Below are 10567 nucleotides of genomic sequence, written 5' to 3'. Positions count from 1 at the left end.
GGACCGGGGAGAGCAAAAGCAGTCGAAGGGCGACCAAGACGGGAGGCGTGGTGTGTTCGCCCCCCCCCCCTTTCTTTCTGTTGTGGGTGTCGCGGGTGGCGACGGCCAGGGTGAGCGGCAGCGCTGCCGAGCGCCGCGCCGCCGCCGCGACCTGGGCCAGACTCATCGGATCCTCACCACTTCTCCCGCCCGCGCCGCGGTCGGGCAGCCGCCCCTTACCGCGACCCGCCCCGCCACCACGACGGTATCGATGCCTTCGGGGGCCAGCAGCGGCCGGTCGAAGGTGGCGGTGTCACGTACCGACGCCGGGTCGAGGACGACCAGATCGGCGAGGGCGCCGTCGTGGACCACGCCGCGGCCGGTGAGCCCGAACCGCCGGGCCGGCAGACCGGTCATCTTGTGCACCGCGTTCTCCAGCCGGATCAGTTGCTGGTCGCGGCCGTAGTGGCCGAGTACGCGGGCGAAACTTCCCGCCCAACGAGGGTGCGGGCGACCGGGTTTTGGGACTCCGTCCGAGCCGATCATCGACAGCGGGCTGGCGAGCACCCGCCGGACGTCGTCCTCGCGCATGGAATGGCTGATGATGGTCACCTCGCCCTGCTCGGCCAGCAGCAGGTCGCACACGTAGTCGACCGGGTGGACGCCGCGCCCGGCGGCGAGGTCGGCGATGCTGCGGCCCTCGGCCTCCGGGTGCGCCTGCGCGGCGGCCACGGTGATGAGGTCCCAGCCACCGTTGCCCACGGTGTTCTCCCACCCCTTGACGCCCTGAGCGATGTCCATCCGGATCCGGTCGCGCGTATCGGCCCGGCGCAGCCGTTCCAGCAGGGCGCCGATACCGCCCTCGCTCGTCCACGGTGGCAGCATGGCGTGCAGAACGGTGCTGCCCGCGGTGTACGGGTAGACGTCGCACAGCACGTCCACGCCTTCGGCACGGGCCTGTTCGAGGCGGGGCAGGGTGCGCAGTGTGGCGCCCCAGGCGTGGCGGCCCGCGGTCTTGTGGTGGGAGATCTGCAGCGGGGCGCCGGAGCGCACCGCGATCTCCAGGGCTTCCTCCAGGGCGGTCTCCACCTGTGACATCTCGTCGCGCAGATGGGTGACGTAGGGCTTGCCATGACGCGCGGCGACTGCGGCCAGCGCGACGATCTCCTCGGTGTCGGCGTAGGTGCCCGGCGGGTAGATCAGCCCCGTGGACAGGCCGGCCGCACCCTGGCCGAGCGCCCGGTCGAGCAGCGCGCACATGGTGTCCAGCTCGTCGGGCCGGGGCGGGCGGGCCTCGAAGCCCATCACCCCGGCACGCAGCGTGCCGTGGCCGACCAACGAGGCGATGTGGGTGCGGCGCAGGGCAGGGTCCTGTCCGGCGGCGAATGCGTCGAAGTCCACCGCGGGCTGAACAGCTCCGAGCCCGAACGTCACTCTGAGATGCTCGGCGAGTGAAGGCAGCCGTTCCGGCAGCGAAGGGAACAGGCTCGTCCCGCAGTTGCCGCAGATCTCCGTGGTGACGCCCTGCAGCAGTGGTGCGAGGCGAAGGTCGTCGACCGGCTCCGCGGTGCCGTCGGCGCCGTGCGGTGCCGCGAGGGCGTCGGAGTGCGTGTGCACATCGATGAAGCCGGGAGTGACGACCTGGCCGGTCACGTTCAGGGTCTCGACCGCAGCGGCCGGGGTGCCGGCGGGGAGTACGGCGATCCGTCCGTCCGTCACTGCGATGTCCGCGTCCCTGGCGGGTGCGCCGGTTCCGTCGACGAGTGTGCCGCCGCGCAGCAGAAGATCCAGTGGGCGGCCCATCACAGCACCGTCGACAGGAAGGCCCGCGTGCGCTCGTGCCGCGGGTCGGTGAACAGAACCTCCGGGGTCCCGGCTTCGACGACGGCACCCTGATCCATGAACAGGACACGGTCGGCGACCTCGCGGGCGAAGCCCATCTCGTGAGTGACCACGACCATCGTCATACCGCTGCGGGCCAGGTCGCGCATGACGCCCAGGACCTCGCCGACGAGTTCGGGATCGAGAGCGGAGGTGGGTTCGTCGAAGAGCATGAGTGCCGGCTCCATGGCCAGTGCGCGGGCGATCGCCACGCGTTGCTGCTGCCCGCCGGACAACTGTCCCGGGTAGTGGTCCGCCCGGTCCGCAAGACCGACGTGATCCAGCAGCTCCCGGCCCTGCTTCTCGGCCTGCGCACGGGAGAGGCCCTTGACGGCGACCGGCCCCTCCATCACGTTCTGCACCGCTGTGCGGTGCGGGAACAGGTGGAACCGCTGGAACACCATGCCGATCCGCTCCCGCTGCCGTCGGATGTCACGGGGGCGCCGCTCGCGCAGGACACGCCCGGACGGGCCGTGCTGCTCGTAGCCGATCAGCTCACCGTCCATCCATACCCGCCCCGCGTCGATCTGCTCGAGGTGGTTGAAGCAGCGCAGCAGTGTCGACTTCCCGGACCCGGAAGGGCCTATGACACACAGCACCTCTCCGCTGCGGACATCGAGATCGATGCCCTTCAGCACCTCGGTGTCACCGAATCGTTTACGGACCCCACGGGCCCTGAGGATCACCTCGTTCATGCCGCTGCCTCCTTCCTGTCACGCCCGGGTACGAGATTGGCCAGGACCCTGCGCCGCAGCGGCGGGGCGGCGCCCGGGCTGTAGCGGCGTTCGACGGCATGCTGGCCGATGCTCGCGATCGTGGTGAGCACCAGGTACCAGAGGGAAGCCACCATCAGCAGCGCCACCACCTCGAAATTGGCGAGGTAGAGGTGCTGGGAGACGGTCATCAGATCGGCGCCCGCGATGACCGAGACCAGCGAGGTCGTCTTGAGCATGGAGATGAACTGGTTGCCGAACGGCGGGATGATGACTCTCATCGCCTGCGGAAGGATGATCCGGGACAGGATCTGACGGTTCGACATGCCGATGGACGCACCCGCCTCGCGCTGGCCGGGGTCCACGCTCTGAATGCCGGCCCGCACGATCTCGGCCATGTAGGCGCCCTCGTTGATGGAGAGGCCGAGCAGGGCCGCCACGAAGCCGGTGATGACCTGGTTGGACTGCCAGCTGATGAGTTTCGGGCCGTCGAACGGGACACCGATGCTGATCACCGGGAACAACAGGGCCAGGTTGAACCAGAAGATGAGCTGGACCAGCAGCGGGGTGCCCCGGAAGAACCAGGTGTAGGCACCGGCGGTGAGACGCAGAACCGGACTGTCGGAGAGCTGCATCACCGCGACGAGTACCCCGATGACGATGCCGAGAGCCATCGAGACGAGCGTGAGCTGAATGGTCACCCCGAGGCCCTTGAGGATCACACCGTCGAACTGGTACTTGGCGACGATGTCCCAGTGCAGGTTGGGATTGACGATGACGGTGTAGGCGAGCCACACCGCGAACAGTGCGGCGGCGAGGACGGCCAGCCAGCGCCCGGGACGGGGGCGCCGGGTCACCTGGAGGGAGAGGTCCTCCTCCGGGGGTGTCGCATCCGGTGCGGCGGCTGCCGGTGCCGCACCGAGGGCGGCGCCGGGCATCTTGCGGTAGGTCATGTCCGTACTCACTGCCCGTCGTTGACGGTGGCCTCGGGCACGGCGCTGTCGCCGACTCCCCAGGTGTCGAGGATCTTCTTGTAACCGCCGCTGTCGATCAGTTCCTGCAGGGCCTTGTGGACGGCATCGCGCAATCCGCCCTGGCTCTTCGCGGCCGCGATGCCCCAGGGGGCGGTGCCGTACTGTGTCGGCAGAACCTCGTACGCGCTGCTCTTCTTTGTGAACATCCTGGCGACGGGATAGTCGACGATGGTTGCGACCGCGCGTCCGCTGTCCAGTTGCAGCAGCCCGGTCGGCGCGTCCTCGCTCTGTGAGATCCGAATCTTCTCCCCGCACTTGGCGTTCTGCTCCTCGCCGATGTGGAGGTTCGAGCTGCCCTTGGCGAGGACGACGGTCTTTCCGCACAGGTCCGTGAGGGACTTGATGCCCTGCGGGTTGCCCTTCTTCGTCATGATGACGCCGCCGGTGCGGAAGTAGTCGACGAAGTCGACCGCCTGGCGCCGCTGGGCACTGTCCGTCATGGACGACATGACCAGATCGAACCGTCCGGACTCCAGACCGGGGATCAGCCCGTCGAAGGCGGCATTGGTGAGTTCGAGCTTCAGCTTGAGCCGCTCGGCGATGGCCTTGGCCAGGTCGGGGTCGACACCTGTGAGCCGGGTGGTCCCGGGCTCGTACATCTCCATCGGCGGATATCCCACCGCGGTGGCCACTCGGAGCACACCCTTCTGCCGGTACTGCGCGGGGAGCAGCTCGGATGCGGTCCGGCCGGCGGCGGCCTGCGAGGAACTGCCGGACGGGGCGTCGCTCTGGCCGGAGCGGCCACACGCGGTGGCGGCGAGAGCCACTACTGCCAGGGCTGCCAGACAGCGCAGAGAACGGGGACGATTCATCGGATTTCTCCCTCACGGGGTGGCGGTGCGCCGATGCTGGCAGTCGCGCCCGGGTGAATGGAAGATGATGAAGCTATTCATGCCTGACCATCGAAATCTGTACGGGTCCGAATCTCCGCGGATGAGGACTCCGAACGGGAACGGGGCAACGCATGCGACAACCACGCGGCCGGCGCGCACTGCTGCTCGGCACCGGTGGACTGCTCGCGGGATCCACGGGCTGCTCGTCAAACTCCCGGACTGCGGCCGGCCCGTCCGAGTCGGTATCCCCGACGTCCGTGTTCCGCTGCACGTGTTCGGCACCGACCGGCCCAGCGACCATCCACCGGGCCGGGCCTTCGACGTATGGCGGATCGACGGGCACACGGTCGTCGGTCCGGCCGCACCGCGCCGGTTGACCGAGTCCTTCATGCGGGATGCGGGATGCGGGATGCGGGATGCGGCGGCGGCCGGCTCGTACGACGTCGGCGGACCGATCCGGCGCTCCGGGGGCGCGACGGCGAATCAGTTCTTCACCGACGACACCCATCACGACCATGTGCACGTGGGATTCACGCGCTGATGTCGCCCGCGATGCGGCTCAGGCGCGCTGGTCGAGACCGGCGCTGAGCGGTGGCTGCGGGGCGTCGAGCAGCGAGGTGTCCACCTCGCCGACGCCCCAGCCGTACGCCAGCTTGTGCACTTCCAGTACGAAGAACGAGTCGGTCGAGACGACTCCGTCGATGTGATGCAGCCTGCGGTTCATCAGGTCGGTGAAGTGATCGGTGTCCCGGCAGATCACTTCCGCCATCACGTCGTAGGTACCCGCAGTCATGATGACGTAGGAGGTCTCGGGCAACTCCCTCAGCCGTCGGCAGACCTCCTGGGCGCTGCCCGGCCTGACCCGGATGCCGACCATGGCGAACCGGTCGAAGCCGATGGTCAGCGGGTTGGCGATACCGACGATCTGGAGGGTGCCGTTCTCCTCCATGCGCTGGACGCGATAACGCACCGAGGAGGCAGGGATGTCCAGTTCCTCGGCGATCTGGCTGTACGGGCGGCGGCCGTCCGCTTGGAGTGCGGCGATGATCTGACGGTCGGTGTCGTCCAGGGGGCTGCCACCCAGCGTGCTCATGCTGTGCTCCGGCTCTCATGTACGGCCCACCACGGTGTGCGGGCCTGGATCTTCGGTCGTACGGGCCTATCCTGCCTGGCTTGCTCAGGAGTCGAAGCCGAGGCCGAGTCGGTCCAGGGTGCGCAGCCACAGGTTGCGGTGGCCGTGCGTGTCCTCGCGGGCCATGGACCAGCGGGTGGCCTCGACGCCGAGATAGCGGACCGGCTCCGGGGGAAAGGGCACCGGAGGGCGGCGGATCATGGCGGGCCGGAGCCGTTCCGTGCGCCGGCCCGAGAGCAGGTCAAGCATCACCTGGGCGCCGTAGCGGGTGGCGCCGACGCCGAGCCCGGTGAAGCCGAGGGCGTAGGAGATCCGGCCGTGCGCGGCGGTGCCCGCGAACATGCAGAAGCGGGTGGTGGAATCGATGACGCCGCCCCACGAGTGCGAGAAGCGGACGCCGGCGAGGGCGGGGAAGACTTCGGCGAACTGGGCGGCGAGGATGTCGAAGGTGGCGGGGCGCTGGGTGAGACGCTCCTCGACCCGGTTGCCGTAGTGGTAGATGGCGTCGTAACCGCCGAACAGGATGCGGTTGTCGTCGGTCTTGCGGAGGTAGTGGAACTGGTTGCCCGCGTCGGTGATTCCGTGCTCGCCGCTCCAGCCGATGGCGGCGAGCTGGTCATTGCTCAGGGGTTCGGTGGTCAGCGCGTAGTCGTAGACCGGAATCATGGTGAGCGAGAGGCGCTTGAGCAGCGGCCGGTAGATGTTGGTGGCGAGGGCGACCTGCCGGGCACCGACCGCGGCGTAGGGGGTGGTGAGGCGGACCCGGCCGGCATGACGGGTGGTCAGGGCGGTGACTTCGGTGTGCTCGGCGATGCGGACCCCGAGGTCGAGGCAGGCGGCGCGCAGGCCCCAGACGAGGCGGGCGGGGTCGAGGAGCGCGTAGTCGGGGGACCACAGGCCGGCTGTCCAGAGGGGGGAGTCGACGTAGCTCCGCAGTTCGTCACGGTCCAGCAGCCTGGTCTGTTCGCCGTACCGGCGGGCGAGCGCGTGGGCGCCCTTGAGCCCTTCGGCCTGCCAGGGGGTGGCGGCGGTGGTGACCTTGCCGCTGCGTATGAACCCGCAGTCGATGCCATGGGTGTCCAGGTCGCGCCGGAAGGCGTCGAAGTTCTCCATGCCCAGGCGGTGCAGCAGCCGGGCCTCGGTGGGCCAGCGGTCGGCGCCGTTGGCGAGACCGTGGGTGATGCTGGGGGAGCAGAAACCGCCGTTCCGGCCGCTGGCCGCGTGGCCGCAGGTGTTCTGTTCGAGGACGAGGACGTCTCGTTCGGGGCGGGCGTGTTTGGCGAGCAGGGCGGTCCACAGCCCGGTGTAACCGCCGCCGACGACGGCGAGATCGCAGGTGGTGTCGGCGGTCAGCCGGGGCAGCGGTGTGGGGTGCTCGGGCCGGTCCAGCCAGTAGGGGGCGGCCTTCGTGTCGCGCAGTCGGTTGCGGTGGTCGGTGGGACGGGGGGCTGCGGTAGTCATCTGGCGGGTACCTCGTTACCGGCGTGGTGGGGCAGCGCGGGCCGGGGCCCCGACGCTGGTCGGGGCCCCGGTCGGCGGACAGTGGAGTGGGCGCGGGGCGGTCAGAGACTGATGACGCCGGTACGGGTGTCGGTCATGTCCATGAGCGTCCACTTGCCGCCGATGCGGCCCCAGCCGGTGGAGCGGCTGCCGGCGCCGCCGAAGGGCATGTTGATGTCCCACCAGTTGTTGCTCTCGTTCACGACGACCTGGCCGACGGCCATTTCCTCGATGAAGCGGAAGGCGGAGGTCATGCTGCGGGTGAACACGGCGCCCTGGAGGCCCAGTTTGTCGTCGTTGGCGATGCGCAACAGGTCGTCCTCGTCCTGCCCGGTAATGATCGGGACGACCGGGCCGAAGGACTCCTCGCGGGACAGCAGGCTGTCCTCGGGCACCCCGTCCACCACGGTGAACTCGTAGTAGAGGTCCGTGGGGTGTCCTGAAGCGCGCTTGCCGCCGAGCAGAATGCGCGCGCCGCGCTCGCGCGCGTCCGCCATGTGACGGTCCATCTTGGCCGCGACGCCCTCGTTGTTGAGGGGGCCGAGAACCGTCTTGGGGTCGAACGGGTCGCCGAGGGTGATGCGCTGGGCCTCGCGCAGCACGGCCTCGACGAACTCGTCGTGGATGTCGGCGTGCACGATGACGCGTTCGGTGGCGCAGCAGACCTGTCCGGCGCACGGGTAGGCGCCGTCGACGGCGGCCTTGGCAGCGGCCTCGACATCGGCGTCCGCGAGGACGACGAGCGGGCCGTTGCCCGAGCACTCCATGATGGAGCGCTTGAGGCCGGCGGCGGACTGGATCTTCGCCCCGGTCGCGGTGGAGCCGATGAAGCCGATCGCGTGGATGCCCTCGTGGCGTACCAGCGCATCGCCGGTGTCACCCTCGCCGGGCACGATGTTGACGAGGCCGTCGGGCAGTCCGGCGGCGACGAACGCCTCCATCGCCTTGAGAACGGTGAGCGGGGTGTTGGCCGGCGGCTTGACGACATGGGCATTGCCGGTGGCGAGTCCGGGGGCGACGAACTCCGCGAGCATCAGCAGCGGGAAGTTCCACGGCGTGATGATGCCCCAAGTGCCCACCGGGCGCTGGAAGGTGAACATCCGCTTGGTGTTGTCGGTGGAGGGCAGCGTCTCGCCGTGCAGCCGTACGGCGTCCTCGGCGTGCAGGTGGAAGAGCTTGGCCGCCTCCTCGATGTCGGCGACGGACTCGGCGAGCGGCTTGCCCTGCTCCAGGGACTGGAGGCGGGCGAGTTCGTCCACGCGCTTGCCGAGTTCCGTACCGATGCGGTGACAGAGCTCGGCGCGGGTCCACACATTGGTCGCGGCCCAGGCCGGCTGGGCCGCGTTCGCGGCACGTACAGCCGTGTCGACGTCGGCGGCCGCGGGCAGCGGGAAGGTGCCCACGAGTTCGCCCGTCGCGGGGCTGATGACCTCGTGGGCAGTCCCGGAAGTCCCGTCGGTGTAGGCGCCGTTGATGAAGAGTTGGTGCCGGTCGGCGGTCGGGGTGGTCATGCGTTGGCCTCTCTGTCCTGTTCCTGACCGGGAACGGGCGCGTCGGCTCTGGGCCGCGCCGCCCCGGGTCGGGTGCGAAGCGATGACTGGAGACTCGCTGAGCAATCAGGAACTGTCAAGACTGCTGAATCAGCAAAACACGAAGTCGATCATTGCTTGTTCGTGAGTATTGACAGGTGTTTTTCGCTTCATCTATAACCAGGCCCCAACGACTCTCCTGTCTGTGCCCACCCTGAGGGGAAGCCCATGTCATCCCAGCCAAAGACCCCAGCCCCACCCTCACCGGACCCTTCGGACTCCTCGGGAGCGGCGAGTGCGTCCGCCCCGGCACTGCCGAAGAAGATGAGCTGGTTCGACGGATTCGCGATGTCGCTGACCATGCCGGCGGCACTCATCGCCTCGCTCGGCGCCTCCATCGGCGGCCTCGGCGCCTGGGGTGCGATCGCCCTGTGGGCGGCCTCGATGGTGCTGGCCACCGCGACCAACTGGATCTACACCGAACTGGCCGCGATGTTCCCCGACTCCTCCGGCGGGATCGCGCACTACGCGACCGAGGGCTGGAAGAAGCGGGCACCCGTGGTGGGCCCGATCGCGAGCATCGGCTACTGGTTCCCCTGGACGACGGCTCTCGCCGTCTACTCCGGGCTCATCGGCTCCTTCGTCCAGGCCCAGTGGTTCCCCGGCCAGGACTGGAGCGTGGAGTTCGGGCCGGTGAAAGTGGACTTCCCCATAGCAGTGGGACTTCTCGTGATGCTGCTGCTGTTCGGCGCCGCGATGATCGGCCTCCATGTCGCCATGTGGGTCGTCTACGTCACCGGCGGTGCGCTGCTGGTGCCGCTCGCCGTCTTCATCGTCCTGCCGCTGTTCTCCGGTGACTGGAGCGCGCAGGGCCTGCACTGGAACCTGCACGGCGCCGCGGGGTTGCGCGAGGCGCTGGTGTGGCTGTACGTCATGGCGTGGACGTCATTCGGTGTGGAGGTGTGCGCGACCTTCGCCCCCGAGTACAAGGACACGGTGCGCGACACCACCCGGGCCCTGCGCGCCGGTGTGCTGTTCTCCCTCGGCGTCTTCATCCTGCTGCCGCTGACCCTGTCGGGGTACGTCGGTGAGAAGGCCATCGGCGAGGAACCCACCACCTTCTTCGTCGGCGCCTTCCAGGACCTGGTGGGCGGCGCCTCCGACCTCATGGTGGTCTTCCTCATCGCCTCGCTGCTGCTCATCATGATCACCGGTCTCGCCGACGGCTCCCGGGTGCTGTACGAGATGGGCAAGGCGGGGCTCACCATCAAGCAGGTGGGGGTGCTGAACAAGCGCGGGGTGCCGGCCCGGGCACTGCTGGTGGCCCTGGTACTGAACGTCTTCGTGCTGACGGTGCTTCAGACCCCGCTGGCCATCATCGTCACCGGCAACCTGGGATACATCCTCACCCATGTACTGGCGGTCTCCGGCTTCGCGCTGCTGCGCAAGGACCGTCCCGACGCCCTGCGGCCCATCCGGCTGCCCCGTTTCTTCGTGCCCCTGGCCTGGACGCTGGCCGGGTTCCTCACCGTGGTGCTGGTTGTGGGTGCGACCGGCTTCTCCATCACCGGATACGGCGGCTACACCGAACTGGGAGTGGCACTTGCCGTTCTGGTCGTGGCCGTACTGCTGTGGCTGTACCGGACCAAGGTGCAGGACCGGCACGGGAGCGACCACCGTCCGGTCTGACGGTGGCGGCGTACGTACCCGGGCAAGGCGCTGGAATCAGGCGGAAAGGGGGCCTGTGGGCAGGGGGCGGCCGCCCCTAGGCTCGGCCCCATGCGTGTACTTTTCGCCTCGACCAGCGGATCGGGCCACTTCCACCCACTCCTTCCTTTCATCGACGCGTGCACGGCACGGGGGGGGGGGGGGCCCTGTGTCGCGTCGCCCCAACCCCAAAAGACCGCCGTGGGAACGGAAGAAACGGGCCACACGCGGGGAGGGGGGCAGTGAGGAGGGCGGAGGG

General features: G+C 69.0%; 9 protein-coding genes. 2 read left to right on the top strand and 7 right to left on the bottom strand.

The genetic code is table 11. The features are described 5' to 3' along the window. Window positions 1–162 precede the first annotated feature (162 nt). From ACZ7IB_RS15500 to ACZ7IB_RS15485, 4 genes are read right to left on the bottom strand one after another with little or no spacing between them, the layout of a single operon-like run. A complete protein-coding gene (locus ACZ7IB_RS15500) occupies window positions 163–1782 on the bottom strand; it encodes an N-acyl-D-amino-acid deacylase family protein (protein ID WP_470912980.1) in 1620 nt (539 codons plus the stop codon). After that, window positions 1782–2555: an amino acid ABC transporter ATP-binding protein gene (locus ACZ7IB_RS15495; protein ID WP_470912979.1), complete on the bottom strand. Its 774-nt coding sequence runs from the start codon at window positions 2553–2555 to the stop codon at window positions 1782–1784. The genes ACZ7IB_RS15500 and ACZ7IB_RS15495 overlap by 1 nt, the downstream gene beginning before the upstream one ends. Beyond that, window positions 2552–3526, bottom strand: coding sequence for an amino acid ABC transporter permease (locus ACZ7IB_RS15490; protein ID WP_470912978.1), 975 nt, complete (start codon window positions 3524–3526; stop codon window positions 2552–2554). The genes ACZ7IB_RS15495 and ACZ7IB_RS15490 overlap by 4 nt, the downstream gene beginning before the upstream one ends. Window positions 3527–3534: 8 nt before the next feature. After that, a complete protein-coding gene (locus ACZ7IB_RS15485) occupies window positions 3535–4419 on the bottom strand; it encodes an ABC transporter substrate-binding protein (protein ID WP_470912977.1) in 885 nt (294 codons plus the stop codon). A 292-nt stretch (window positions 4420–4711) separates the two neighbouring features. Here ACZ7IB_RS15485 and ACZ7IB_RS15480 point away from each other — a divergent pair, with 292 nt between their 5' ends. After that, a complete protein-coding gene (locus ACZ7IB_RS15480) occupies window positions 4712–4981 on the top strand; it encodes a hypothetical protein (protein ID WP_470912976.1) in 270 nt (89 codons plus the stop codon). 18 nt (window positions 4982–4999) lie between these two features. Here the strand turns inward: ACZ7IB_RS15480 and ACZ7IB_RS15475 are convergent, their stop codons facing one another. The 3 genes from ACZ7IB_RS15475 to ACZ7IB_RS15465 all read right to left on the bottom strand — a co-directional run bounded on the left by ACZ7IB_RS15475 (window position 5000) and on the right by ACZ7IB_RS15465 (window position 8583). Then, window positions 5000–5533, bottom strand: coding sequence for an Lrp/AsnC family transcriptional regulator (locus tag ACZ7IB_RS15475; RefSeq protein ID WP_327276970.1), 534 nt, complete (start codon window positions 5531–5533; stop codon window positions 5000–5002). A gap of 84 nt (window positions 5534–5617) precedes the next feature. Then, window positions 5618–7033 (bottom strand): NAD(P)/FAD-dependent oxidoreductase, encoded by a 1416-nt coding sequence (locus tag ACZ7IB_RS15470; protein WP_470912975.1) that lies wholly within the window; start codon window positions 7031–7033, stop codon window positions 5618–5620. A 101-nt stretch (window positions 7034–7134) separates the two neighbouring features. Next, complete coding sequence (locus tag ACZ7IB_RS15465) at window positions 7135–8583, bottom strand: aldehyde dehydrogenase family protein (RefSeq protein WP_470912974.1); 1449 nt, start codon at window positions 8581–8583, stop codon at window positions 7135–7137. Between the two features lie 246 nt (window positions 8584–8829). Here ACZ7IB_RS15465 and ACZ7IB_RS15460 point away from each other — a divergent pair, with 246 nt between their 5' ends. Beyond that, on the top strand, window positions 8830–10290 hold the full coding sequence (locus tag ACZ7IB_RS15460; protein WP_470912973.1) for an APC family permease: 1461 nt from the start codon (window positions 8830–8832) through the stop codon (window positions 10288–10290). Window positions 10291–10567 lie beyond the last annotated feature (277 nt).

The sequence above is a fragment of the Streptomyces sp. NPDC037301 genome, from assembly GCF_055602785.1.
The sequence above is the reverse complement of the archived record's forward strand: the minus strand, read 5'-3'. Positions and strand labels throughout refer to the sequence as shown.